At 60.6% G+C, this 26,048-nt stretch carries 25 protein-coding genes; 12 read left to right on the top strand and 13 right to left on the bottom strand.

Annotation, left to right across the window (positions count from 1 at the left end; translation table 11 throughout):
• Positions 1 to 118: 118 nt before the first annotated feature.
• From BT199_RS21280 to BT199_RS21255, 6 genes are all read left to right on the top strand, one after another.
• Positions 119 to 637: an RNA polymerase sigma factor gene (locus BT199_RS21280; protein WP_020302155.1), complete on the top strand. Its 519-nt coding sequence runs from the start codon at positions 119 to 121 to the stop codon at positions 635 to 637.
• Positions 634 to 1,602, top strand: a complete 969-nt coding sequence (locus BT199_RS21275) for a FecR domain-containing protein (protein ID WP_072435419.1) — start codon at positions 634 to 636, stop codon at positions 1,600 to 1,602. The genes BT199_RS21280 and BT199_RS21275 overlap by 4 nt, the downstream gene beginning before the upstream one ends.
• Positions 1,603 to 1,813: 211 nt before the next feature.
• The gene (locus BT199_RS21270) at positions 1,814 to 4,243 is read left to right on the top strand and encodes a TonB-dependent siderophore receptor (protein ID WP_072435418.1); all 2,430 of its coding nucleotides are present in this window, start codon (positions 1,814 to 1,816) and stop codon (positions 4,241 to 4,243) included.
• A gap of 62 nt (positions 4,244 to 4,305) precedes the next feature.
• Positions 4,306 to 5,409, top strand: a complete 1,104-nt coding sequence (locus BT199_RS21265; RefSeq protein ID WP_072435417.1) for a PepSY-associated TM helix domain-containing protein — start codon at positions 4,306 to 4,308, stop codon at positions 5,407 to 5,409.
• The gene (locus BT199_RS21260) at positions 5,406 to 5,588 is read left to right on the top strand and encodes a hypothetical protein (RefSeq protein WP_014720221.1); all 183 of its coding nucleotides are present in this window, start codon (positions 5,406 to 5,408) and stop codon (positions 5,586 to 5,588) included. Before BT199_RS21265 ends, BT199_RS21260 begins: the two co-directional genes overlap by 4 nt.
• 161 nt (positions 5,589 to 5,749) lie before the next feature.
• Entirely contained in the window at positions 5,750 to 6,379 is a 630-nt protein-coding gene (locus tag BT199_RS21255; RefSeq protein ID WP_069868812.1) for a glutathione S-transferase, read from the top strand.
• 207 nt (positions 6,380 to 6,586) lie between these two features.
• Here BT199_RS21255 and creD read toward each other — a convergent pair whose 3' ends face one another.
• Genes creD through BT199_RS21235 form a run of 4 tightly spaced genes read right to left on the bottom strand, consistent with a single transcriptional unit; the run spans position 6,587 to position 10,604 of the window.
• The gene (gene creD, locus BT199_RS21250) at positions 6,587 to 7,936 is read right to left on the bottom strand and encodes a cell envelope integrity protein CreD (RefSeq protein WP_072435416.1); all 1,350 of its coding nucleotides are present in this window, start codon (positions 7,934 to 7,936) and stop codon (positions 6,587 to 6,589) included.
• A gap of 51 nt (positions 7,937 to 7,987) precedes the next feature.
• Positions 7,988 to 9,427 (bottom strand): two-component system sensor histidine kinase CreC, encoded by a 1,440-nt coding sequence (creC, locus tag BT199_RS21245; RefSeq protein WP_072435415.1) that lies wholly within the window; start codon positions 9,425 to 9,427, stop codon positions 7,988 to 7,990.
• Entirely contained in the window at positions 9,427 to 10,095 is a 669-nt protein-coding gene (creB, locus tag BT199_RS21240; RefSeq protein WP_072435414.1) for a two-component system response regulator CreB, read from the bottom strand. The genes creC and creB overlap by 1 nt, the downstream gene beginning before the upstream one ends.
• Positions 10,096 to 10,103: 8 nt before the next feature.
• A complete protein-coding gene (locus BT199_RS21235; protein ID WP_072435413.1) occupies positions 10,104 to 10,604 on the bottom strand; it encodes a retropepsin-like aspartic peptidase RloA2 in 501 nt (166 codons plus the stop codon).
• A gap of 171 nt (positions 10,605 to 10,775) precedes the next feature.
• On the opposite strand from BT199_RS21235, the gene BT199_RS21230 reads away from it, so the two are divergent.
• A complete protein-coding gene (locus BT199_RS21230) occupies positions 10,776 to 11,672 on the top strand; it encodes an acyltransferase (RefSeq protein ID WP_072435412.1) in 897 nt (298 codons plus the stop codon).
• A 485-nt stretch (positions 11,673 to 12,157) separates the two neighbouring features.
• Here BT199_RS21230 and BT199_RS21225 read toward each other — a convergent pair whose 3' ends face one another.
• Positions 12,158 to 12,730 carry a DUF2780 domain-containing protein gene (locus BT199_RS21225; RefSeq protein WP_020302147.1) on the bottom strand — a complete coding sequence of 191 codons (573 nt, stop codon included), beginning with the start codon at positions 12,728 to 12,730 and terminating at the stop codon, positions 12,158 to 12,160.
• Between the two features lie 136 nt (positions 12,731 to 12,866).
• Between BT199_RS21225 and BT199_RS21220 the strand changes: the two genes are divergently transcribed.
• Both BT199_RS21220 and BT199_RS21215 read left to right on the top strand, forming a co-directional pair.
• Entirely contained in the window at positions 12,867 to 13,325 is a 459-nt protein-coding gene (locus BT199_RS21220; RefSeq protein ID WP_032894959.1) for an anti-sigma factor domain-containing protein, read from the top strand.
• Positions 13,326 to 13,521: 196 nt separating this feature from the next.
• A complete protein-coding gene (locus BT199_RS21215; RefSeq protein ID WP_072435411.1) occupies positions 13,522 to 13,887 on the top strand; it encodes a hypothetical protein in 366 nt (121 codons plus the stop codon).
• 44 nt (positions 13,888 to 13,931) lie between these two features.
• Here the strand turns inward: BT199_RS21215 and fdhA are convergent, their stop codons facing one another.
• The 8 genes from fdhA to BT199_RS21175 all read right to left on the bottom strand — a co-directional run bounded on the left by fdhA (position 13,932) and on the right by BT199_RS21175 (position 23,775).
• The gene (gene fdhA, locus BT199_RS21210; RefSeq protein WP_014720230.1) at positions 13,932 to 15,131 is read right to left on the bottom strand and encodes a formaldehyde dehydrogenase, glutathione-independent; all 1,200 of its coding nucleotides are present in this window, start codon (positions 15,129 to 15,131) and stop codon (positions 13,932 to 13,934) included.
• A gap of 183 nt (positions 15,132 to 15,314) precedes the next feature.
• Positions 15,315 to 16,172, bottom strand: a complete 858-nt coding sequence (gene purU / locus BT199_RS21205) for a formyltetrahydrofolate deformylase (protein WP_014720231.1) — start codon at positions 16,170 to 16,172, stop codon at positions 15,315 to 15,317.
• A gap of 10 nt (positions 16,173 to 16,182) precedes the next feature.
• Positions 16,183 to 16,815: a sarcosine oxidase subunit gamma gene (locus BT199_RS21200; RefSeq protein WP_003194852.1), complete on the bottom strand. Its 633-nt coding sequence runs from the start codon at positions 16,813 to 16,815 to the stop codon at positions 16,183 to 16,185.
• Between the two features lie 136 nt (positions 16,816 to 16,951).
• Positions 16,952 to 19,969 carry a sarcosine oxidase subunit alpha gene (locus tag BT199_RS21195; protein ID WP_072435410.1) on the bottom strand — a complete coding sequence of 1,006 codons (3,018 nt, stop codon included), beginning with the start codon at positions 19,967 to 19,969 and terminating at the stop codon, positions 16,952 to 16,954.
• Complete coding sequence (locus BT199_RS21190) at positions 19,966 to 20,268, bottom strand: sarcosine oxidase subunit delta (RefSeq protein WP_072435409.1); 303 nt, start codon at positions 20,266 to 20,268, stop codon at positions 19,966 to 19,968. Before BT199_RS21190 ends, BT199_RS21195 begins: the two co-directional genes overlap by 4 nt.
• Positions 20,269 to 20,283: 15 nt before the next feature.
• The gene (locus BT199_RS21185; protein ID WP_003176546.1) at positions 20,284 to 21,534 is read right to left on the bottom strand and encodes a sarcosine oxidase subunit beta; all 1,251 of its coding nucleotides are present in this window, start codon (positions 21,532 to 21,534) and stop codon (positions 20,284 to 20,286) included.
• 22 nt (positions 21,535 to 21,556) lie between these two features.
• The gene (gene glyA / locus BT199_RS21180) at positions 21,557 to 22,810 is read right to left on the bottom strand and encodes a serine hydroxymethyltransferase (RefSeq protein ID WP_003194857.1); all 1,254 of its coding nucleotides are present in this window, start codon (positions 22,808 to 22,810) and stop codon (positions 21,557 to 21,559) included.
• Positions 22,811 to 23,046: 236 nt separating this feature from the next.
• Positions 23,047 to 23,775: a TraX family protein gene (locus tag BT199_RS21175; protein ID WP_014720234.1), complete on the bottom strand. Its 729-nt coding sequence runs from the start codon at positions 23,773 to 23,775 to the stop codon at positions 23,047 to 23,049.
• Between the two features lie 90 nt (positions 23,776 to 23,865).
• Here BT199_RS21175 and BT199_RS21170 point away from each other — a divergent pair, with 90 nt between their 5' ends.
• From BT199_RS21170 to BT199_RS21160, 3 genes are all read left to right on the top strand, one after another.
• Positions 23,866 to 24,906, top strand: coding sequence for a threonine aldolase family protein (locus BT199_RS21170; protein ID WP_072435408.1), 1,041 nt, complete (start codon positions 23,866 to 23,868; stop codon positions 24,904 to 24,906).
• A gap of 193 nt (positions 24,907 to 25,099) precedes the next feature.
• Positions 25,100 to 25,300: a hypothetical protein gene (locus BT199_RS21165; RefSeq protein ID WP_014720236.1), complete on the top strand. Its 201-nt coding sequence runs from the start codon at positions 25,100 to 25,102 to the stop codon at positions 25,298 to 25,300.
• A gap of 131 nt (positions 25,301 to 25,431) precedes the next feature.
• Complete coding sequence (locus tag BT199_RS21160) at positions 25,432 to 25,965, top strand: REP-associated tyrosine transposase (RefSeq protein WP_072435407.1); 534 nt, start codon at positions 25,432 to 25,434, stop codon at positions 25,963 to 25,965.
• The last annotated feature ends 83 nt before the right edge of the window (positions 25,966 to 26,048 follow it).

The raw sequence follows: 26,048 nt of genomic DNA, 5'->3' as shown, positions 1-26,048 counted from the left end.
TCCCACGCCGAGCGTGGGAACGATCACCCGACAGACGCCAATTGCGCCCACCCCACGCCTCTGCGACAATCGCGAATAATTCTCGTTAGTTTAAACCTCTTGTTTATTCGGTGATGCCTTGTCGTCGGCCCAGACCCCACGCAGTGAGCTTGTTGGTGCGTTGTATCGCGACCACCGTGGCTGGCTGTTGGCGTGGCTGCGACGCAACGTGGCGTGCCCAAGCCGCGCCGAAGACCTGAGCCAGGACACCTTCATGCGCCTGCTGGGCCGTGACGAGTTGCGCGAGCCCCGCGAACCGCGGGCGTTCCTGGTGGCCATCGCCAAGGGTTTGCTGTTCGACTATTTCCGACGTGCGGCCCTGGAACAGGCCTACCTCACCGAATTGATGCTGATCCCGGAAAGCGAACAGCCTTCGCCGGAAGCCCAGCAACTGATCCTCGAAGACCTCAAGGCCATCGACCGCCTGCTCGGCAAACTGTCGAGCAAGGCCCGCGCCGCGTTCCTCTATAACCGCCTCGACGGCCTGGGCCATGCCGAAATCGCCCAGCGCCTGGGCGTGTCGGTGCCCCGCGTGCGCCAATACCTGGCCCAGGGCATTCGCCAGTGCTACATCGCACTGTATGGCGAGCCGTCGTGACCGCGATCGGCTCCAAACCGGTGTCGTCGCGCGTGCTGGATGCCGCGATTGCCTGGCAACTGTCCCTCGACTCGGGCGACGGCAGCGCGGTGGAACAGGAAGAGTTCAGCAAGTGGCTGGCCAGTGATGAGGAACACGCCCGCGCCTGGCGCCAGTTGGGCATGCTCGACCAGCGTTTCAGCGTGGCCTCGGGCCCGGCTCGGGCGGCGCTGCTGCAGTCGCGCCACGGCATTCGCCAGCGCGTGCGCAAACTGGGCCGGGGCCTGGCCAGTATCGTGCTGGTGTGCGGCCTGGCGCTGTTTGCCGGTGAGCGTTACGTGCCTATTCACTATTGGCTGGCCGACCAGCGCACCGCCACCGGTGAACAGCGCACGCTGAAGCTGGCGGATGGCACGCGGATCAACCTCAACACCCACAGCGCCATTGATGTGCGCTTCGACGAAACACGCCGCTTGATCGTGTTGCAGGCAGGCGAAATTCTCGTCGAAACCGGCCACGACGATTCACGCCCTTTCTACGTGCAAACCCGCGACGGCAGCCTGCGGGCGCTGGGTACTCGGTTTATCGTCAAGCGCGAAGACGACGCTACGCGCCTGAGTGTGTTGCAGTCAGCCGTGGCCGCCCAGCCCGAGGCGTTGCACCACGAACAGGTGTTCAAGGCGGGCCAGCAGGTGCTGATGCGCAGCGACGGCCTTGGCCCGTTGCTGGCCGTCACCCCGGCCACCGATGCCTGGACGCGCGGCATGCTGGTAGTGGACAACGCTCGGCTGGGGGATGTGATCGAGGAGTTGGCGCGCTATCGCACCGGCTACCTGGGGGTGGATAACAACGTGGCCGACCTGCGCATCACCGGCAGTTTCCCGCTGCATGACACCACGTTGGCATTGAATGCGCTGTTGCCGACTTTGCCGGTGCAGATCGAGCAGCACACGCCGTGGTGGGTGACCGTCAAGGGTAAGCCTTAGGCTTGATCGTTCCCACGCTCCGCGTGGTAATGCAGCCCGGACGCTCTGCGTCCCAGGCCGTGACGCAGAGCGTCACACGAGGCGTTCCCACGCGGAGCTTGGGAACGATCACAGCACACCGCAAAAAATATTTTCACTCATCCCTATCACTTTTCGATTCTCGCTCGGCACCTAGGCAATTGAGAAATATTTCCATTCAGGAGCCGCCCTTATGTCCCGCACGCTAGACACCTTGTTGCGCCCCAGCCTGTTAGCCATGGCGATCGCCCTCAGCGCCCCGCTCGCCAGCACCCCGCTGATCGCCGCCGAACAAGCCTCCAGCGTGCGCGCCTATAACCTGCCCGCTGCGCCCCTGGCCACCACCCTGAACCAGATCGCCAGCCAGGCCGGCCTGGCGCTGACCCTCAACCCCGCACTCGCCGCCGGCAAGACCTCGGCACCGGTCAAAGGCCAGTTCGATGCGCAGGGCGCGTTGCGGGAAGCCTTGCGGGGGACGGGGTTGCAGTTGGAGCAGAGCAGTGCGGGCACTTACACCCTGATGCCGGTCCCGGAGGGCGTCGTTGCCTTGCCGACCACCAACATCACCGGCCAAGGCAGCTATGAAAGCGCTTGGGGGCCGGTGGAGGGATATGTTGCAAAGCGCACCGCCGCCGGCACCAAAACCGATACTGCGCTGGTCGAGGCACCACGCTCGATCTCGGTAGCCACCCGCGAGCAAATGCAGGACCGTAACGTGCAGAACCTCGACGATGCGGTCAAATACATGCCCGGTATTGTGTCTGCCAGCTACGGCAGCGACACCCGTTACGACTGGATGCGGGTACGCGGCTTCGAGCCGACGCAATTCCTCGATGGCCTGCCACTGCCCCGTGGCGTGTACGCCAACCCGAAAGCCGAAACCTGGAACCTCGACCGCCTCGCCCTGCTGCGCGGTCCGGCCTCGTCAGTCTATGGCCAGACCCCTCCGGGCGGCCTGCTGGATATGGTCAGCCGCCGCCCCAGCGCTGAATCGAGCCACGCCATCCAGATGCAATACGGCAGTGACAACTACCGCCAGATCAATTTCGAAAGCACTGGCAAGATCGATGATGAGGGCCAGTTTCTCTACAGCGTTGGCGGCGTGGTACGCGATGCCGGTACCCAGGTCGATCACATCGACAACAAGCGGTACAACATCGCACCGAGCTTGACCTGGAATATCGACACCGATACCAAGCTGACCTTGCTGTCACAGTTCACCCGTGACGATACCGGGGCGACCAGCCAGTTCCTGCCGATCCAGGGCACCAAAATCAAATCACCGCTAGGCGAGGTTTCCCACCACAAGAACCTCGGCGACCCGGACTACGACTTCTACGACCGCACCTACTACGCCTTGGGCTACGCGTTCGAGCACCGCTTCAACGATACCTGGCAATTCAAGCAGAACCTGCGCTACACCAAATCCGAATTGGCGTTCCAGCAACTGACGGTAGGCTCGTTTGCCTTCTCCCCCGCCGATGCCAATGGCGACATCAGCCGCTCTTCGACCAATGTGGACGAGGACATCAGCCAGTTCGCGGTGGACAACAACTTCCAGGCTGACTTCGCCACTGGCGACATCTCCCACACCGTGCTGCTGGGCCTGGATCATCAACGCACCGACACCTCGTACCTGGCGATTTTCGGCGACGGTGGCACCACGAACATCTTTAACCCGGTCTATGGCCAGCCGATCGTGCGCCCGGCGCGCTCCACCGCGTTCTACGATTACAACCAGAAAACCGTGCAGACCGGCCTTTACGTGCAGGACCAGATGGCCCTGGATAACTGGCGCCTGACTCTTGGTGGTCGTGAAGACTGGGTGCACCAGGGCACCACCTACTTCAACAAGAACGACGCGACCAATACCGACCGCAGCAAGAATTTCAGTGGCAACGCGGCGCTGAGCTATGTGTTCGACTCGGGCTTTGTCCCCTACCTCTCGTACGCCGAGTCGTTCCAGCCCGCGAGCAACGCCAGCGTCGACCCCCTCCAGTCGTTCAAGCCGACGGAAGGCAAGCAGTGGGAGTTGGGGATCAAATACCAGCCACCCGGCTCCAACACCCTGCTGAGTGCGGCGGTCTACGACCTGACCCAAAAGAACGTGCAAGTCACCAGCTTCCAGTCCGGTGGCGCCTCCGTGACCGACCAGACCGGAGAAGTAAAGGTCAAGGGACTGGAGTTGGAAGCCGTGTCTGATGTGACCGAAAACCTCAAGGTCATCGCGGCCTACACCCTGGCCAAGTCCGAGGTGCAAAAAGGTCAGTACAAAGGCAACCGCTTGCAACTGATGCCTAACCAGCAAGCGTCGTTGTGGACCGACTACACCTGGCACACCGGCGCCCTCGACGGTTTCGGTATCGGCTTCGGCGCCCGCTACACCGGCAACACCTACGGCGACCAGGCCAATACCTGGGCCGGCAAGGCCAACGCCTACACCGTGTTCGACGGCGCGGTGCACTACGACCTCGGCCGCCTGGACAACAGCCTCAAGGGCGCATCGGTGAAAGTGAACGCGACCAACCTGTTCAACAAAGACTACATTTCCACCTGTGATGGCTCCTATTGCTACTTCGGCGACCAACGCAGCGTCGTCGCCAGCGCCACCTACCAGTGGTAATCAGCTGAGCTAACCACCAGGCCGCCCAACAGGGCGGCTTTGGTGCATCTGAAGGCTAGACAATGAAAAGCAAAACCATCCGCCGCTGGTCCTTCATCCACACCTGGACCAGCCTGATCTGCACCGTATTCCTGCTGCTGCTCGCCCTCACCGGCCTGCCGTTGGTGTTTCACCACGAGATCGACCACCTGCTGGGCAATGAGCCCGAACTGGCGCAGATGCCTGCCGATACGCCCCGGCTCAACCTTGAGCAGCTTGTGGCCAAAGCCCAGGCCCATCGCCCCGGCGAGGCCATGCAGTACCTTGCCTGGGACGAAGACGACAACAACGGCGTGATCGCGATCATGGCGGCCACAGCCGGCACTGAGCCGAACTCGTCGCACACCTTCATGCTCGACGCCCGCACTGGCCAAGCAGTGGAAACCCCCGCAGCCAATGGCGGGCTGACCCTGTTCCTGCTGCGTCTGCATGTGGATATGTTTGCCGGGTTGCCGGGCAAGTTGTTGCTGGCGTTCATGGGCCTTCTGTTTGTGCTGGCGATTATCTCGGGCACGGTGTTGTACCTGCCGTTCATGCGTCGCTTGAAGTTCGCCACGGTGCGCCAGGACAAGTCCACTCGCCTGCGCTGGCTCGACCTGCACAACCTGATCGGCGTGGTCACTTTGACCTGGGCGTTGGTGGTGGGGGTAACCGGCGTGATCAGCGCCTGCGCCGACCTGATCATCGCCGCCTGGCGCCAGGACAGCCTCAGCGCCATGATCGAACCTTACAAGAACGCCCCGCCGCTGACCCAACGCGCGCCCGCCACCGAGTTGTTGAGCATTGCCGCCAAGGCCGCTCCGGGTATGGAGCCAGACTTTATCGCCTTCCCCGGCACGCGTTTTTCCAGCGAACATCACTACGCCGTGTTCATGAAGGGCAGCACCCACCTGACCTCCCATTTGCTGACCCCGGTCCTGATCGACGCCAGCACCCTGGCCGTCACCGCCATCGCCGAACGGCCGTGGTACATGGATGCCATGGGCATGTCCCAACCCCTGCATTTCGGTGATTACGGCGGCATGCCAATGAAGGTCCTGTGGGCGGTGCTGGATGTGCTGACCATCATCGTGCTGGTGAGCGGCATTTACTTATGGATCGTACGGCGCAAGGCGGCCAAGGTATGAAGCCGCGGCAGTCGAATGTCTGGAAGGTCTTTGCCATCCCGCTGGGGATCGGCCTGCTCAGTGCCGCCGGGTTGTTTGCGGCGTTGCTGGGCGATGGGTGGTGGGATTCGTTGAGTTGGATCGGGCTCGGGATACCGGCAATGATGGGGGTATGGGGGTTGGTTAAGCGGCGCGCCTGAGGTCGCTATCGCAGGCAGGCCAGCTCCCACATTTTGACCTGTGAACACAGTCCACTGTGGGAGCTGGCTTGCCTGCGATGAGGCCCGCAAAAACAACGCGGCCCCTCGCCAGGCACCGCACAACCCTCTAGGCTAGCCACACTTCACCTCGAGGAATGCCCATGTCCGCCCCCAGCATGACCTTGTTCCACAACCCCGCTTCGCCCTTCGTGCGTAAAGTGCGCGTGCTGCTGATCGAGACCGGCCAGCAGGATCGTGTGGCCCTGCACGCGTGCCTGCCCACTCCGGTCAACCCGGATGCCGAAGTGCTGCAAGGCAACCCCGTGGGCAAGATCCCGGCCCTGCGCCTGGCCGACGGCTCGGTATTGCACGACAGCCGGGTGATTCTCGATTACCTCGACCACCAGCATGTCGGCAACCCGCTGATCCCCCGCGACGGCTCGGCCCGCTGGCGGCGCCTGACCCTGGCCTCGATGGCTGACGGCATCATGGATGCCGCCGTGCTGCTACGTTACGAGACCGCCATGCGCCCGCCAGAAAAACACTGGGCTCCCTGGCTGGATGAACAGCGCAACAAGATCCGCCGCGCCCTCGCCGAGCTGGAGCGGGACGCCATTGCCGAACTGGCCAGCCACTTCGACGTCGCCGCCATCAGCGTGGCCTGTGCCCTGGGCTATATCGACTTTCGCCACCCGGATATTCAGTGGCGCTCGGACACTCCCAAGCTCGCCGCCTGGTACGCCGAAGTCAGCCAGCGGGCTTCGATGCAGCAGACCCAACCCCCGGTTTGACCAGTCCCCTGCAGGAGCGAGTTTGTTGTGGCGAGGGAGCTTGCTCCCGCTCGACAGCGCAGCTGGAGCCGGCTTTATCAGGGGCGCTTCGCACCCCAGCGCAAGCAAGCTTGCTCGCCACCACAAGCTCGCTCCTACAGTGAGAGGCGGTGTGATTGAGGAAGTTGACCATCCTCGCTTTCATCCGCTGATCTTCGCGCAGCCCGATCATTGCACTTCCCCCACCTTACGCTTGCCCACCCCATACCAATCCAGTTTGCGCGTCAGCACCATCACCGTACCCAACAGGCCAAACAGCAGCAGCGAGCCCATCAACAGTGCGTAATCCTCGGCACTGAGCAAGCCGTACAGCAAGCCATACAACGCCGCCAACCCTGCCGAAAACCCCAGGCCGTGGGCGACGCTGCGCAGCACATGGCACACGTAGAAGCCGATCAACACCACACAGGCGCTGGCCGATATCAGATAGGCCAGGGCAAAGCCCAGATGCTCGGACAACGACAACAGCAACAGATAGAAGAACGCCAGCGCCACGCCCACCAAGGCGTACTGAATTGGGTGCACCGCCAGACTCTTGAGCACTTCGAACAGAAAGAAACCAGCGAAGGTCAGCGCGATAAACAACAGCGCGTATTTGATCGCCCGGTCGCTCTTGAGGTATTGGTCTACCGGGTCGATGAAATTCACCCCGAAGCTGCGGTTGTTGAAGTCGTCACAACCCTGCCCGTCCAGGCAGTTCTGCAGGGCTTGTTCCAGGTTGGTGGAGAAGAAGGACGTCTGCCAGTTGGCGCTGAAGCCTTGGTCGGTAACTTCACGCTGAGCCGGCAGGAAGTTGCCGATAAAACTCGGGTGCGGCCAGTTGGACGCCAGTGATACCTGGCTGGTCTTGCCCACGGGCACCACTTGCAGTTGTTCGGTGCCTTGCAGGCGCAGGTCGAAGGCGAAGTCCAGCACGGCCGCTTTCTTGCCGTCTTGCGCAGGCAACGTCACATGTACGCCCTCACCCAGCCAGTCCACTTGCGAACCCGGCGAGAACTCCAGGCGCTGATCGCCCAGTTCCAGCTTCAACGCGTTTTCAATACCACGAATATCGCTGATCCCCACCGCCAGAAACGCCGGCTCAAAGCGGTAGTCGGCAAAGTCTTCGGTGATCCCCAACTGCGCCGGCAACTCGAAACGCCCGCTGATACGGTTGTCGGCATGGAACAGCCGCGCCTGGTAAATGCCGCGCGCACGCAGTTCGGTTTGCACTTTGCCGTCGAGCTCAAAACGGTCCGGCAGGAAATACAGACGGCCGCGTTCTTCACGGGTTTCTTCGTAGCGCTTGTTGAGCTTTTCATTGAGCTTCCACTCACGCACGGTCTTGCGATACGGCACCACCATCACCGGCCCGGTGAGGCGCTGGGCAAAGCTTGAGCTGCGGGCGATGTCCATCAATACGCCGTCGCGCAGTTGCTGGCGGTCGCTGATGATGCCGTTGATCATCAGCAACGGAATCAGCAACAGCAAGATCAGCAGCGCAATCGCGCCCAATTTGAAAAGCAGGTTGCGGTTCATGGGTCTCTCCCTGTTTTGATGGGGAGAGTCTGCCCAGTGGGTATGGGAGGTTTATGTGGGCAATGTGGAGACTGTGTGGAGATGCAGCACCGCTTGCACGCCGCCCGGTACATTGCCGATCTGCAACGAGCCGCCGTGCAGCTTCATCACCTCCTCGACAAAGTTGAGCCCCAGGCCCGTACTTTTGCGGCCGCTGGCCGGGCGCGGCAGCGAGTAGAAACGCTCGCTCAGGCGCGGCAAGGCGTAGTCGGGAATCGCCTGCGCCTGGTTGAACAGGCTGACCTGCACCTCGTGATGCCGCACCAGCGCGCTGAACCTCAGCGTGCCGCCGGGTGGGGTGAAATCCAGAGCGTTGTCGAGCAGGTTGCCCAGGGCCTGGCGCAGCAGGAAAGGTTCGCCAAATACCCGCACATCGGGAGCGATGGCCTGCTCGACGTGCAAGCCGGCGCCTTCGACCCGCGCACATTGAGCCTTCAACACATCCTCAACCAGGGCTGCCAAAGAAATGCTCGACTGCTCGTCCAGACCTTGGCGCTGTTCCACCTGGGCCAGGTTCAACAGGCGCTCGATCAGCTGTTGCAGGCGCGCACTTTCGCTGTCGATATTGCCGACAAACCGCTGCTGCTGCTCACGGCTCATGTCGCCCTGCAACAGCTCCGCCGCACCTCGAATCGCCGCCAACGGGCTCTTCAGTTCATGGGTCAGCGTATGCACGTAGCGCTCTACGTAAGCCTTGCCTTCCAGCTGCGTGCGCATGTGTTCCACGGCGCTGGATAACTGCTTGAGCTCGCCGCCGCGATAATGCGGCAACTCGGCGCGGCGGCCCTCGCTCACGGCTTCGGCATAGGCGGTAAGGCGTCTGAGGGCCGCAGTCAGCCACCACGACAATAGCGCGCCCAGCAGCAGCCCGAGGGTGACCAGCCCGGCGCCGTACCACAGCAGGCGCCGCTCGGTGCGATCCACGTAAGGTTGCAACGAGCTGTTGGGCTTGGCTACGGTGACCACGCCGATGATCTGCCCGTTGTCACGAATCGGCGCCCCCACGTGCATCACCGATGAGGTGGGGTCGTCTGCGTCGCTGCGGGTGGAGCGCGCACCGTATTCGCCGCGCAGGGTCAGGTACACGTCGTTCCATTTCGAATAGTCCTGGCCGACTGCTTCACCGCTGGAGTCGAGCAATACCCTGCCTGTGGCGTCGGTCACGTAGATGCGATGGTTGACCTGGTTTTTCGGCAGGCCCCAGATCGTCGCTCCCGGCTGGCGACTGCCATAAGCCTTGAGCAATTCGGGCCAATGGCTCTGGCCGAGGGTGCCGTTTTTAACGTCTGCACGCAGGATTTCAGCCAGCAGGTTGGCGGTGTCCACCAATGTTTCTTCGGTGGACTGGCGCACGCCGGGGCGGATTTCCTTCATCACGGTGTTGAGCACGAAGTAGCCGGTCAGGCCGATAAACAGCGCATACACCAGGAAAATCCGCAGCCCAAGACGCATCAGCTGTGGCTCGGGCTGTAGCTGTAGCCGAGGCCGCGATGGGTCTGGATCGGCTCGGCATTCGCCGCCACACTCCTGAGCTTGCTGCGCAGGCTCTTGATATGGCTATCGATATTGCGCTCATAACCGGCATCAAAGGGTACGCCCACCGCATCCAGCAGTTGTTCGCGGCTGAACACGCGCTCGGGTTGGTCCAGCAGACTTTGCAGCAGGCGGAACTCATGCCGCGTGAGGCTCAAGGGTTGGCCGCGATAGAGAATCTGCATGCGTTCCAGATCCACTTGGAACAGGGTTGGCGCCACACCCGGGCCGACCCGCTTGAGAATCGCCCTGACCCGCGCCGCCACTTCCCGCGGGCTGAAAGGCTTGACCACATAATCGTCGGCACCGATCTCCAACCCCACCACCCGGTCGATCTCGGCATCCCGCGCACTGAGGAACATCACCGGCACTTCACTGAAGCGGCGCAATTGCTTGCAGGTTTCAAAGCCGGTGATGTCCGGCAGGCCGATGTCGAGAATGATCAGGTCGGCCGGCGTCTGGCGCTGATGGTCCAGCGCCGCCTGGCCGAGCGTCAGCCAAGTGGTGGTGAAGCCCTCGCCTTGCAGGGCAAAGATCAGCGTGTCGGCTATCGCCGCTTCGTCTTCGACAATCAGGATGTGCGGCATGGGTTCGATCAGCAGTCCGGTTTGTCGGCAGTGTAGCGACGTGCCGGGTTTACCGCAGCGCCAAATTCACGCAGGGCCTTGGCGCCGATCAGCAGCGGGTAGTTGAAGCTGCTGCGGTCGGTGAGGTTGACCTCGACGGTGCGCTTGACGTTGCCCAGGCACATCTCAAGGTCGATCACCGGGCGCTTGGCCACGCTGGCTTCGTCCTTGTCATCGTCTTCGTCGGCGCGGCTCTTGATCTTGCTGATGCGCGATACCTTGTGCTCGTAGACCTTGTTGCCAGCGTCCTTGCCGCCGAGGCGAAAGCGCACCCAGTCGTCGCCATCACGGGTGAAGGTTTCGATGTCACGGGCCGACAGCGAGGCGGTCAGCGCGCCGGTGTCCATCTTGGCCTTGAAGGTTTCGCCGATCTCCGGCAACTGGATGTATTCGTAGCGACCGTAGAGCGTGGGCTCGGCCGCCATGACAGGGACGGCAACCAGAGCGAACGCAGCAAGGAGTAATTTCACGGCAGGATTTCCTCGAAAGAAGTGGGCGGAGTCTAGACCGCAAACACGGCACTTAGTTGGCTGAGCGAGCATATCGCGCACAGTGTGAAACATTCGTGCGGCATTTTGCGATTTGGCCTCTAGACTCACCTTGCTTATCATGGCCCGCCCACAGAATTCCAAGAGTTGCTTATGCGCCGCCTGCTCACCGGCTGTCTGGTTACACTGCTGCTGTTAGTCAACACGCTGATCCTGATCGGCCCCTTGATGGTCTTCGCCCTGCTCAAGCTGGTGGCGCCAGGGCGCTCGCGTGACTATGCCTCATGGGCGGTGATGTGGATCGCCGAAACCTGGGCCGAGATCGACAAGCTGATTTTCTCGCTGTGCATTCCAACCCAATGGGATATTCGCGGCGGTGAGGACCTGCGCAGTGACACCTCCTACCTCGTCATCAGCAACCATCAATCCTGGGTGGATATCCCGGCGCTGATCCAGGCGCTGAACCGGCGCACGCCGTTCTTCAAGTTCTTCCTGAAAAAAGAACTGATCTGGGTGCCCTTCCTCGGCCTGGCCTGGTGGGCGCTGGATTACCCCTTCATGAAGCGCTACACCAAGGCATTCCTGGCCAAGCACCCGGAGCTGGCGGGGCAGGATCTGAAAATCACCAAAGAGGCCTGCGAGCTTTTCAAGCGTCAGCCGGTGACGGTGGTCAATTACCTGGAAGGCACGCGGTTCAGCGAGGCCAAGCGTGCGCAGCAAAGTTCACCCTTTACTCGACTACTCAAGCCCAAGGCAGGCGGCGTGGCGTTTGTGCTGGCAGCAATGGGTGAACAGCTGGACGCGGTACTCGACGTGACCGTGGCCTACCCACAACAAAAGATTCCAGGGTTCTGGGACCTGATCAGCGGCGCGGTGCCGAAGGTGATCGTGGATATCCGCACCCGCGAGCTGGACCCGGCGTTGTGGCAAGGGGATTACGAGAACGATCCGGCGTTTCGCCAGACCCTCCAGAACTGGGTCAACCAGCTCTGGAGGGAAAAGGACCGTCGAATTCACGAACTGCTGGAAAACAGTGGGGAGCAACGATGACCGCCTGGCCCCGCAAGATGCTACGAAACCTGACTATAGACAGCGGAAAGGGTGCTTTCGGGCAAGGCCGTTGAACAGAGCTGTCGCTGACCAAGCATTATCAATTCCACCCAGCACAATAGAACGAAGCCCAGGCGACAGATCTTCGACATTTTTTTTGAAGCGACTCGCCGATGCTGTGTAGCTGTCAGAGTGAATCCCCATCTCTTCCAGGCGCGAGCGCAACGCTTGATCATCAGCGCCACTGCGTGAAAGAGGAGGCGGACTGAAATAGTTTTTGATGTCTGGAGTTTGTGTCCCGTTGATATTCAAAACGCCACCACTCATAGGTCATTAATGAAACCTTCCAAGGTCGTCGTAAACGAGACCTTGGAAGGTACCTTTATTGTGGTGTCTTGCTTCTTACGGTTCCCTACAACCTTGTGATATTTACCGGTATGACATTTCAGTCTTGCTCGTTATAAAAACGACCTTTGCGCAGGTAACTAGCTACCGGTTCCCCAGGCTTGAGCCAATTTGCCCAATACGGAGCTGCTGGCGCCCTCGCCGCCGAGGTATTTCAGGATTACCGGGGCAAACTGGCCGATCATGCCGCTGTCCATGCCCAAGGCGCTGAAGGCGGTGTTCAAGTCATTGGTGCTTTTCACATTGCCCAATAGGCCGTCCAGGCCGCTGGTCTTGCTGCCGCCGGTTTGGCCGAGCATCCCGCTCAGGGCACCGAGGCTGCCCAATGCGTTATTACCTGACAACTTGTCGAGACCCGGCACAGTGCTGCTCAACTGCGAGAAGTCGTTGCCGCTGAGTTTGTTCTTGGCCAGGCCCAGCATGGCGCCCGTGCCGCCCACTGCTTGCTCGGGGGTGATGTTCAGTTGCGAGGTCAAGGCCGTCAGCAGGTCGGCCGTCTCCGAGGTGGGCGCGGCGGCGGCAGCCTTGTTGTTGCCACCCTGCATGCCGGAAATGGCATTGGCTGCATCGCCAAGGCTGAAACCTGCTGCGAACACCGGGCCAGCGGCCACGGTCAACAGGCAGGACAGGGCAAAACCGCGTGAAATCTTCATCGAAACAACCTCTGGGTATAGGGGTAAAAGCAGGCGTTGGACTGGGTAACCCGTCGGTTGTTCCGGAGCCCCTCAGGAACCCATCGAGGATAAGCGGGTCCATGAACTGACTATAGAATTTGTCGAGAAGAGACTTATGACTGCGATCCAACCCCCAGTGATTGAGCACAAGCCTGCGTTCTGGAGCCGCCCTCGCCTGTTCATCGGCGCCTGCGTGGTGGTGGTTGCCGGTATCGGCGGCGCGCTCTACACCCAGGACAGCGTCAAATCCGCGGCGACATTGGTGACCACGACCCAGCAGCCAGCCGCACAGATCATGGCCCACAAGGATTACCTGGAAGTAGAACCGATTGCCTCCACGGCGCCAGCACCGGACCAGAGCCTTGAACTCTGGGCGATTCCCAAAGACGGCACACCGGTGTCCCTTGGCCTGCTGCCGGAGGATGGCAAAGGTATCATTGGCCTGAATCCCCGCCAGCAGGAGACGATCAAACAACCGGTGGAGTTGATGGTAAGTTCTGAAACCAAAGGTGGTTCAGTGAGTAAGCAGCCAACCGGCCCTACGGTGTATCAAGGGGCACTGGCAATGCGTTAACCCTCACAGCGTGTGATATGAGCGGTCAGTTGCCCGACATTTTAAAGCCCCTGCTGCCGCTCACAATGAAACAGACGAAATATACCTGCCCCTTCTTATTTCTTATCGATATGAATAACTGTCATTTCTCACAGTAGCCTTCGCTTATCCCGCTTATTACGATCTAGTTCCATACCACGCTTCAAGGAACGGAAAAATGGATAAGACGTTAGTTTTAGGGTTGATGACCGCCTGTTTATTAGCTGGCAATGCTTATGCTGCCGACATAGATAAATGCCCAAAAGTCAACGACATAAAGTCAGAGCCCACAAAGCAAGAGTATTTTGTGGGCAAGGAAAAGAAATTCGAAGACGGTTTCAAATACACTTCATCTAATGCTGAAGGCTTGTGGACAGGAGAAACTGCCGGAACAACGGATGACTACCTGGCGGACAAGTACGAACTTGCACCCGAGTCCTACAAGGTGGTTGATGGAGTACCTCGGTGCAACTACGGCGGAAAAACCATTGTTGAAAATGGTGAAACCGCTATTCCGAATTTGAGGCTGACTCTACACAAATAAGAAAGGGCGACCCACGGGTCGCCCTTTTTCATTTGCCCAACGCGTTACGCCGCACTGAACAACTTATGCGGATCAATCACAAACTTCTTCGGCACGCCCGCATCGAACTCGCCATACCCGCGTGGCGCGTCATCCAGGCTGATCACCTGCACGCCGACGATCTCGGCAATGTTGATACGGTCCCACATGATCGCCTGCATCAGTTGGCGGTTGTACTTCATCACTGGCGTCTGCCCGGTGTGGAAGCTGTGGGATTTGGCCCAACCCAAGCCGAAGCGAATGCTCAGGCTGCCCATTTTCGCGGCGGCATCGACCGCACCTGGATCTTCAGTCACGTACAGACCTGGGATACCGATCTTGCCCGCCACGCGCACCACGCCCATCAGCGAGTTGAGCACCGTGGCAGGGGCTTCGGCCTTGACGCCGTCGTGGCCGTGGCCGCGTGCTTCAAAGCCCACGCAGTCCACGGCGCAGTCCACCTCCGGCTCGCCGAGCAACGCGGCGATCTGTTCGTGCAGCGGGGTGTCAGTGGACAGGTCGACCACTTCAAAACCCTGGGCCTTGGCGTGGGCCAGACGGATCGAGTTGACGTCGCCGATGATCACCACCGCTGCACCCAGCAAGCGAGCGGAGGCGGCAGCCGCCAGACCCACCGGGCCGGCACCGGCGATATAGACAGTACTGCCTGGGCCGACGCCGGCAGTAACAGCGCCGTGGTAGCCGGTGGGCAGGATGTCGGAGAGGCAGGTCAGGTCACGGATTTTCTCCATGGCCTTGTCGCGATCCGGCAGTTTCAGCAGGTTGAAGTCGGCGTACGGCACCAGCACGTACTCGGCCTGGCCACCGGTCCAGTCGCCCATGTCGACGTAGCCATAGGCACCACCGGCACGGGCCGGGTTGACGGTCAGGCACACGCCGGTGTGTTGTTCCTTGCACGAGCGGCAGCGCCCGCAAGCAACGTTGAACGGCACGGAGACCAGGTCACCGATTTTCAGGTTCTCTACGTCGCTGCCCTTCTCGATCACTTCACCGGTGATTTCATGCCCCAGCACCAGGCCGGTCTGGGCCGTGGTGCGGCCGCGCACCATGTGTTGGTCGGAGCCGCAGATGTTGGTGGAGACCACGCGCAGGATGACGCCGTGCTCAATCTTCCTGCCGCGCGGGTCCTGCATTTTGGGATAGTCGATTTTCTGTACTTCGACCTTGCCGTTGCCGAGATACACGACACCACGATTACCAGACATGCTTTCACCTCGCTGTTGTTTTTATGGAACTGCGTTGCCCTTGGGGCAGCGCGTTAAGTGCTCGGGTACAGATGCTGTTTCTTGTGTTGCTTGTAAGGGCCTCATCGCAGGCAAGCCAGCTCCCACCGTGGATCGGGTTCACACATCCAGGAATGTGGGAGCTGGCTTGCCTGCGACAGCGATCTAAAGAACGACGGTGCGATTGGCATTCAGGAACACCCGCCGCTCGATGTGATACCCCACCGCTCGCGCCAATGTGAGCCCTTCGATATCCCGCCCCTTGGCAATCAAATCTTCGGGATAGTGGCTGTGATCCACCACCTCCACGCCTTGGGCGATGATCGGCCCTTCATCCAGATCGTTGTTGATGTAATGCGCCGTTGCGCCCACCAGTTTGACGCCCTTGTTGTACGCCTGGTGATAGGGCTTGGCGCCCTTGAAGCCCGGCAGCAACGAGTGGTGAATGTTGATGGCCTTGCCGTCCAGCTTGCGGCACAGCTCTGGTGACAGCACTTGCATGTAGCGCGCAAGGATCACCAGTTCGGCGCCGGTGTCTTCAATCACCTGCCAAACCTGACGTTCCTGGGACGGTTTATCGTTGGGGTCCAGTGGGAAATGGTAGTAGGGAATCTGATGCCAGTCGGCCAACGGTTTGAGATCAGGGTGGTTGGACACCACCGCGACCACGTCCATCGACAATTGGCCGATGCGCTGGCGGTACAGCAGGTCGTTCAGGCAGTGATCGGCCTTGGAGACCATGATCACCACTTTGGGCCGGTAGTTCGGCGCCGTCAGTTCGAAGATCATGCCAAACGCTTCACCACGGGTCGCCAGACCTGCGCGAAAGGCTTGCTCGTCGAAACCGTCGGGCTGGCGGAACTCCACACGAATGAAAAACCGGCCAGAAAGGCGGTCATCGAACGAATGGTGCTCGGTGACGTAACAGCCCTGCTCGAACAGGTAGCGGGTGACCGCGTCCACCGTGCCGAGCACGCTGGGGCAGTCGGCGGTCAAAATCCATGTATCGGGTGCGCGGCTCATGGGCGATTCCTCAGGCTTGAACGCTCAAACCGAATTCGGCCGAGGCATCCTGCAACCACAACCACCAGTAATCCGAGAAGCTGCGACGGATCAGCAGTTCCCAGGTGTCTTCAGCCGTATGACGGATCACCAGTTGCGACTTGGCGAACACCGTACCCACGGCTTTGCCGACCGGGAAGTTGTTGGGGTGTACGTCGTAGCTGGTGGACTTCATCAGCACATCGCGCACATTCGGGCCGCTCAGTTCAAGAATCTGCTGGCCGCCGCTGACGTTGACGATCTGGATATGCAGGTCGCCCAGGGCGGCACGCAGGTTCTGTTCGGCGGCGAATTCTTCACCGCTCGGCACGATCAACAGCCACTCGTCCGGGCCGAGCCACTGAAGGCTGGTTTCACCTTTGAAGACCACACTCAGCGGGCCGGGCAGTTCAATGCCGACGGCCTTGTGTACGCCAGCGGCGAAGGCGGCGTCGTGGCCATCGCCACGGATAGTCAGATGGCCGAGGAGTTTCTTTTCACGCACGGTCACGCCGGCATTCTTGCGGCCCTTGCCGACCAGGCTGGCGAGGTCGGCATGGTGCAGCGACGACTCGGCCTTGGCGCCGGTGGTGGGGCGTTGTTGGTAAACATTGGCTGCTGTCATAAAGCACCTGTTCTGAATTCTGTTGATCGTTGCCACGCTCCGCGTGGGAATGCCGCCATGGACGCTCTGCGTCCGCCCTTGGGGCGCAGAGCGCCCCGGAATGCATTCCCACGCAGAGCGTGGGAACGATCAGGTGTCAGACGTTCTGCCGATCACCTTTGGGGTCAAAGAACACCGAAGACACAATCTCGGCTTCGATCACGCTGCCATCCGCTTGCGGCGAGAACACCCGCTCACCGATGCGCTTCAAGCCGCCCTTCACCACACCCATGGCAAACGAATAGCCCAGGGAGTTATGCGCATAACTTGAGGTAACGTGACCCACCATCTTCATCGGAATCGTCTGCTTCGGATCGAACACCAACTGCGCGCCTTCCGGCAGCCACACGTTCGGGTCGATCGGCTTGAGCCCCACCAACTGCTTGCGCTCTTCACGCACGCAGTCTTCACGGTTCATCCCGCGCCAGCCGATCCACGAGAACGGCTTGGTCCGGCCAACGCACCAGCCCATGTTCAGGTCGTCCGGGGTCATCGAGCCGTCGGTGTCTTGCCCGACGATGATGAAGCCCTTCTCGGCGCGCAGTACGTGCATGGTCTCGGTGCCGTACGGGGTCAGGTTGTACTGTTTGCCGGCCTCGACGATTTTTTCCAGCACGCCCATGGCGTAGTCGGCCTGCACGTTGACCTCATACGACAACTCACCGGTAAACGAGATACGGAACACCCGTGCCGGCACGCCACCCACCAGGCCTTCCTTCCAGGTCATGAACGGGAAACCGTCCTTGTCCAGGTCGATATCGGTGATTTCACTGAGCAGCTTGCGGCTGTTGGGGCCCGACAGGGTCATGGTTGCCCAATGGTCGGTGACCGAGGTGAAGTACACCTTGAGGTCTGGCCATTCGGTCTGTTGGTAGATTTCCAGCCACTGCAATACGCGGGCGGCGCCGCCAGTGGTGGTGGTCATCAGGAAGTGGTTGTCGGCCAGACAGGCAGTGACGCCGTCATCGAACACCATGCCGTCTTCCTTGCACATCAGGCCGTAGCGCGCCTTGCCCACGTCGAGCTTGGTCCAGGCGTTGGTGTAGATACGGTTGAGGAACTCGCGGGCATCCGGGCCCTGAATGTCAATCTTGCCGAGGGTGGACGCGTCCAGCAGGCCGACGCTGTCACGCACCGCCAGGCATTCGCGCTTCACCGCGGCGTGCAGGTCTTCACCGTTGCGTGGGAAATACCATGGGCGTTTCCACTGGCCGACGTCCTCAAACTCGGCGCCGTTCTTCACGTGCCAGGCCTGCAGGGCGGTGTAGCGTACCGGCTCGAAGATATGCCCACAGTGACGGCCCGCTACGGCGCCGAACGTCACCGGCGTGTAGTTGGGACGGAACATGGTGGTGCCCATCTGCGGGATAGTCACGTTCAACGAACGGGCGGCGATGGCCAGGCCGTTGACGTTACCCAGCTTGCCCTGGTCAGTGCCGAAGCCCAGCGCGGTGTAGCGTTTGACGTGCTCCACCGACTCGAAACCTTCGCGGGTCGCGAGTTCGATGGCGGCCGCGGTGACGTCATTCTGAAGGTCGACAAATTGCTTCGGCGCCCGTGCAGTGGCTTTTTCGTGGGGCACCTGGAACAGCGCCAGGGTCGGTTCTTCCAGACGGCTCAAGGCTTTTGGCAGCGTGCCTTCAACCGGGGCAAAACCGGCTTCGCTGGCTGCACGCACGCCGCCTTCAAAGCCATCGGCGAGGGAATCGCCAAGGCCGTAGACACCGTTGATGCCGCCCACGCACACGCGTTTTTGCGGTGCTTCGCCCGGTACAAACCCGAGGATATCTTCACGCCAGGTCGGTTTGCCGCCCAGGTGCGAGGCCAGGTGCACCACCGGGCTGTAACCGCCGGAGCTGGCGACCAGGTCGCAGTCCAGCCACTCGCCGGGGCTGGTGACTTTATGCGCCTTGACGTCGATGGCTGCCACGCGGGCACCGGTCACGTGCTTACTGCCACGGGCCTCGATCACGGCGCTGCCGGTGAGGATGCGAATGCCTTTGGCGCGAGCTTCTTCAACCAGTGCCCCGCGTGGGTTGTGGCGCGCATCGGCCACCGCGACAACGGTGAGGCCCGCATCGAACCAATCCAGCGCAACGCGGTAGGCATGATCGTTGTTGGTCGACAGCAGCAGCTTTTTACCCGGTGCCACGCCGTAGCGACGCACGTAGGTAGACACCGCACCCGCGAGCATATTGCCCGGCACATCGTTGTTGCCGTACACCAGCGGACGCTCGCACGCACCGGTGGCCAGCACCACACGCTTGGCGCGTACGCGGTGAATACGCTGACGCACCACGCCAATCGGCGCACGGTCACCGAGATGGTCGGTGAGACGCTCGTGAATGGTCAGGAAGTTATGGTCGTGGTAGCCGTTGACGGTGGCGCGGGGCAGCAGCACCACGTCCGGCAGGGCTTTCAATTCGGCAATGACGCCGGCAACCCATTCAGTGGCGGGCTTGCCGTCGAGGCTTTCGCGGGAATCGAGCAGCGAACCACCGAACTCTTCCTGCTCGTCGGCGATGATCACCCGAGCACCGCTGCGCGCAGCGGCCAGCGCAGCCGCAAGGCCCGCAGGGCCTGCGCCCACGACCAGCACGTCGCAATGACGGTTGAAGTTGTCGTAGGTGTCCGGGTCGTTCTCGGTGGGCGAGCGACCAAGGCCCGCCGCCTTGCGGATGTACTTCTCGTAGGTCATCCAGAACGATTGCGGGTACATGAAGGTTTTGTAGTAGAAACCCGGCGGCATCAGCTTACCGCCGACCTTGCCGAGAATCCCCATCATGTCGTTGTTCACGCTCGGCCAGCCGTTGGTGCTGGTGGCGACCAAGCCCTGGTACAGCGCCTGTTGGGTGGCGCGCACGTTGGGGATCTGAGTGGCTTCGGTGGCGCCGATCTGCAGCACCGCGTTCGGCTCTTCGGCGCCGGCGGCAAAGATGCCCCGTGGGCGCGAATACTTGAAGCTGCGGCCAATGATGTCGACACCGTTGGCCAGCAGGGCTGCGGCCAGGGTGTCGCCTTCAAAGCCCTTGTAGCTCTGACCGTTGAACGTAAACGTCAGGACTTTATTACGGTCGATGCGGCCACCGTTGGACAGGCGATTGATCTGGCTCATACCTTCTCTCCAGAGGCCTTGGCGGTGAACTGAGGCTTCTCACCGATCTTGTAGGTTTCAAGAATTTCGTAGGTCACAGTGTCGCGGGTGGCGTTGAAATACTGGCGGCAACCGGCGGCATGGATCCACAGTTCGTGGTGCAGCCCACGCGGGTTATCGCGGAAGAACATGTAGTCGCCCCACTGCTCGTCGGTGCAGGCATTCGGGTCTGGCGGGCGCGGGATGTGCGCTTGGCCGGACGCGTGGAATTCCTCTTCGGAGCGCAGTTCGCCACAGTGAGGACAGAAGATATGCAACATAGGGAATTTCTCCTGTTAGTGGGCGACGGCCGCAGCGCCGTGTTCGTCGATCAACGCACCGTTGTGGAAACGGTCGATGGAAAAAGGTGCGGCCAGTGGGTGCATTTCACCCTTGGCCAGGCTGGCGGCAAACACGTTGCCTGAGCCTGGGGTGGCCTTGAAGCCGCCCGTACCCCAACCGCAGTTGAAGAACATGTTCGGTACCGGGGTCTTGGAGATGATCGGGCAGGCATCCGGCGTGGTGTCGACGATGCCGCCCCACTGGCGGTTCATGCGCACCCGTGACAGCACCGGGAACATCTCGACGATGGCCTGGATGGTGTGCTCGATCACCGGGTACGAACCGCGCTGGCCGTAACCGTTGTAGCCGTCGATACCAGCGCCGATCACCAGGTCGCCCTTGTCGGACTGGCTGATATAACCGTGCACGGCGTTGGACATGATCACGCTGTCGATAATCGGCTTGATCGGCTCCGACACCAGGGCTTGCAGCGGGTGGGATTCGATCGGCAGGCGGAAGCCCGCCAGCGAAGCCATGTGCCCGGAATTACCGGCAGTCACCACACCGACACGCTTGGCGCCGATAAAGCCCTTGTTGGTTTCCACGCCGATGCACACGCCGTTTTCCTTGCGGAACCCGATCACTTCGGTCTGCTGGATCAGGTCCACGCCCAAGGCATCGGCAGCACGGGCAAAGCCCCAGGCCACGGCATCGTGACGGGCCACGCCGCCGCGACGTTGCACGGTGGCGCCGAGCACGGGGTAACGGGTGTTCTTGGAGCAATCCAGATACGGGATTTCGTCGGCTACTTGCTGGGCATTCAGCAGCTCGCCGTCCACACCGTTGAGGCGGTTGGCGCTCACGCGGCGTTCGGAATCACGGATGTCCTGCAGGGTGTGGCACAGGTTGTACACGCCACGCTGGGAGAACATCACGTTGTAGTTCAGGTCCTGGGACAAACCTTCCCAGAGTTTCATGGCGTGTTCGTACAGGTGCGCCGACTCGTCCCACAGGTAGTTGGAACGCACGATGGTGGTGTTGCGCGCGGTGTTACCGCCGCCCAGCCAGCCTTTCTCGACCACCGCCACGTTGGTGATGCCGTGTTCCTTGGCCAGGTAGTAGGCGGTCGCCAGACCATGCCCGCCGCCGCCGACGATCACTACGTCGTAGACCTTTTTCGGGGTCGGCGTGCGCCACATCTTCTGCCAGTTTTCGTGATGGCTGAGGGAGTGCTTGAAGAGGCCGAAGCCTGAGTAGCGTTGCATAGTCATTACTCCAAAACCGCGCTCAGCGATAAACCGGGAAATCAGCGCACAGGGCAGACACGTGCTTGGCCACGTTGGCCTCGACATCGGCGTCGCCGAGGTTGTCGAGGATGTCGCAGATCCAGCCGGCCAGCTCTACGCACTGCGGCACTTTGAAGCCACGAGTGGTCACCGCCGGGGTGCCGATGCGCAGGCCCGAGGTCACGAACGGCGACTGCGGGTCATTGGGCACCGCGTTTTTGTTGACGGTGATGTGGGCGCGACCCAGAGCGGCATCCGCCTCTTTGCCGGTGAGGCCTTGGCGGATCAGGCTGACCAGGAACAGGTGGTTGTCGGTGCCGCCGGAGACCACATCGTAGCCACGCTTGATGAACACTTCGGCCATGGCCTGAGCGTTATCGATCACCTGCTGCTGGTACGCCTTGAAGCCGGGCTCGAGCGCTTCCTTGAAGCACACGGCCTTGCCGGCGATCACGTGCATCAGCGGGCCGCCCTGGGCGCCGGGGAATACCGCAGCGTTGAGTTTCTTTTCGATTTCTTCGTTGGCCTTGGCCAGGATCAGGCCGCCCCGTGGACCGCGCAGGGTTTTGTGGGTGGTGGTGGTGACCACGTCGGCGTAAGGCAGCGGGTTCGGGTACAGGCCAGCGGCAACCAGGCCGGCAACGTGGGCCATGTCGACGAACAGCAGCGCGCCTACCTTGTCGGCGATCTGACGGAAGCGTGGGAAATCCAGGGTCTTGGAGTAGGCCGAGAACCCTGCCACGACCATCTTCGGCTTGTGCTCGACCGCCAGGCGCTCGACTTCGTCGTAGTCGATCAGGCCGGTGTCGGTGTTGATGCCGTACTGCACCGCGTTATACAGCTTGCCCGAGGATGACACTTTGGCGCCGTGGGTCAGGTGACCGCCGTGGGCCAGGCTCATGCCCAGAATGGTGTCGCCGGCATTGATCAGCGCCAGGTACACGGCGCTGTTGGCGGAGGAACCGGAGTGCGGTTGCACGTTGGCGTAATCGGCACCGAACAGTTGCTTGGCGCGCTCGATAGCCAGGGCTTCGACCTTGTCCACATGCTCGCAGCCGCCGTAGTAGCGCTTGCCCGGGTAGCCTTCGGCGTATTTGTTGGTAAGGCCACTGCCTTGAGCTTCCATCACGCGCTTGCTGGTGTAGTTCTCCGACGCGATCAGCTCGATATGATCTTCCTGGCGCTGCTCCTCGGCATTCATCGCCGCCAGCAGTGCGTCGTCATATCCCTGGATCTGGTCTTGTTTGCTGAACATCGCGTCTCTCCCAGCCTTTCGTATTGTTGAGGCCCTCGCAGGGCCCTTTGATGCGATGGTAGGGCTGGCGCGTGCGGGCCAAATGCCTGCGCACGCCACGCAAAGGTGCGTTTACGACATGGACTCAAGAATGTGCAAAAGCTTGTGTGGGAGCTGGCTTGCCTGCGATGGCATCGCTGCGGTGCAACTGGCAGACCAAGGTGTGTGCATCGCAGGCAAGCCAGCTCCCACAGGGGTTAGGCGATGATCTGGCGGATGAGTAGCAGCAGCAAGAAATGCAGTGGATATAAGGCATAGGCCCAACGCCGCATCGCTGGTGGCGAGACATTTTTGGCATGTCGCAACAAGACCAAACCCACCCATGGCGCAATCAGGCATGTTGCCAACCCCAACAGCGCCACCGGTGTGCCGCTATTCAGCAAAATCTGCCATTGGTTGGCGGCAACACAAACCAAGCCTGGAAGCACACTGAAATACCAAGGGCGACTGAACACCAGCAACATCGCCACAGGCAGCAACACACCGAAAAAACCGAACATCAAATGTGTCGCAAACGCCCCCGCGATACTGAGCGCTAACAGCGCTAATCCTCGATCAAAAAGCGCCTTTTGCTGCCAACCTCGGGCAACCAGCAAACCTAACACCAAAGTCGGCAGCACATTCAACGTATCGGCGTCCTCGATAAATAGCCGATATGGCACTTCGCTGATCACGCTGAACAACAGCAACCAACCCAGGTAGCGCCAATGGCCGGTCACTGGGACGTAACGGACACGATGCACATTGGCCGCAATCGCCAGGCAAAACCATGGAAACGCCAGACGCCCCGGCACGTATAGCCCATCCAGGCTCAGCCCCACATAGCGCAGATGATCGAGCACCATACTCAACAGCGCCAGCCACTTGAGCAGATCCAAAGCGCCATCTCGGACAGGTCCGACAGGCAAGGTGTGAGTACCGTGCATAATTCCCCAACGACTTTGCATTTACAGTGCGTGCGTGCCCCCGGCAATCTTGGGTAAAGTGCGCACCAACATCGACCACAGGAACGGGCCATGACCGACAAGAGCCAACAATTTGCCAGCGACAACTATTCCGGCATCTGCCCGGAAGCCTGGGCCGCCATGGAACAAGCCAACCAGGGCCATCAACGCGCCTACGGCGATGATGAATGGACCCACCGCGCCGCCGACGGTTTCCGCAATCTGTTCGAGACCGACTGCGAGGTGTTCTTCGCCTTCAACGGTACGGCTGCCAACTCCCTGGCGCTGTCCTCGTTGTGCCAGAGCTACCATAGCGTGATTTGCTCGGAAACCGCCCACGTCGAAACCGACGAATGCGGCGCGCCGGAGTTTTTCTCCAACGGCTCCAAACTGCTGGTTGCCCGTACCGAGAACGGCAAGCTGACCCCGGAGTCGATCCGCGAAATCGCCCTCAAGCGCCAGGATATCCATTATCCCAAGCCGCGCGTCGTGACCCTGACCCAGGCCACCGAAGTCGGCAGCGTGTACACCCCGGAAGAAATCCGCGCCATCAGCGCCACCTGCAAGGAACTGGGACTGAACCTGCACATGGACGGCGCACGCTTCGCCAATGCCTGTGCATTCCTGGGCTGCTCACCGGCCGACCTGACCTGGAAAGCCGGCGTCGACGTGCTTTGCTTTGGTGGTACCAAAAACGGCATGGCGGTAGGTGAAGCCATCCTGTTCTTCAATCACAAACTGGCTGAAGACTTTGACTACCGCTGCAAACAGGCCGGTCAGCTGGCGTCGAAAATGCGCTTTCTTTCTGCGCCATGGGTGGGCCTGCTGGAAAATGACGCCTGGTTCAAGCATGCACGCCACGCCAACCATTGCGCGCAATTGCTGAGCAGCCTGGTGTCGGATATTCCCGGCGTGGAATTGATGTTCCCGGTACAGGCCAACGGCGTGTTCCTGCAACTCTCGGAACCCGCGATTGCAGCGCTGACCGCCAAGGGTTGGCGCTTCTACACCTTCATCGGCAAAGGCGGTGCGCGCTTCATGTGTGCGTGGGATACCGAGGAAGAGCGTGTGAGGGAATTGGCTGCCGATATTCGGGAAGTAATGAACGCTTAACGTACGAATTCGGCCAGTTGGTACTGGCCGATTGCCGAGACTGTTTTTTGATATTTCCGACCGCTACGTAGCTCGCTTTCATTGTCTAGCCTCTTGTTACCCGCAAGGAAAACGCAGCGATAACTGCCGCCTTTCGGGTTTCATCGCCAGCCGAATAATCGGCCGCAAAGGCCCATCAATGGAGAGTTTTATCATGGAATATCAAAGTAATGGCAACACACTGCAAAGCGGCGGCGGCACTAGCACCACGGTCATAGACTGGGACGAGTTCAGGAAACACGCCAAGATCGGGGACACCATTCAGGAGCCCTCAAGGACGTTGACCATCTACGACAAAGCCTACGAATTGACAAACTCAGGCCAGCACTTCGTTGTTCATATCTATGCCCAATAACTGTTAACGCCTAAGCGCCGCGTCGCAGATTCATGGCCTGCGACGCGACGCTGAATCATGATCGTTCCCGCGCTCCGCGTGGGAATGCCTCCTCGGACGCTCCGCGTCCACCCGAAATCAAGGATGAACACGTGGGCAGAAGCCGCTATGTCATCACCGAACCCGAAAAACCCCACTTCCTCACCTGCACTGTCATGGAATGGCTCCCCCTCTTCACCTGCAACTACCTGGTGGACCATCTTCTGGATTGCTGGCGATATCAACAAAGCAACCACGCTTTAAACTTGTTTGGTTACGTCATCCTGGAAAATCACTTGCACTTTATTGCTCAAGCGCCAGATCTGGGAAAGTGCGTCAGCCAATTCAAATCCTTCACCGCCCGAACCATCATTGACGACCTGCAAAGCAAAGGCGCGGAGCGGGTATTGCAGCGCCTGCGTTTCTGCAAGCGTGCACACAAGACAGATCGTGTTTATCAACTGTGGCAGGAAGGCTCACATGCGCAATTGGTTTACAGCGAGGCAGTCATGCGCCAGAAGCTTGATTACATCCATCACAACCCCATAAAGCGAGGCTATGTGGACCTGGCTGAACACTGGCGTTACTCCAGCGCGCGCAACTATGCAGGTATGCCAGGCCTGATCGACATCCAACCTTGGCTCTGAAGATCCGCGTGCCCCTTCATTTGCGACGGGACGCGGAGCGTCCTGGGAGGCGTTACCACGCAGAGCGTGGGAACGAGCATGTG

Source organism: Pseudomonas sp. NFR02 (genome assembly GCF_900119375.1).
In the GTDB taxonomy this organism is placed as follows: Bacteria; Pseudomonadota; Gammaproteobacteria; order Pseudomonadales; family Pseudomonadaceae; genus Aquipseudomonas; species Aquipseudomonas paracarnis.
This window is presented reverse-complemented; position numbering and strand designations above follow the sequence as displayed.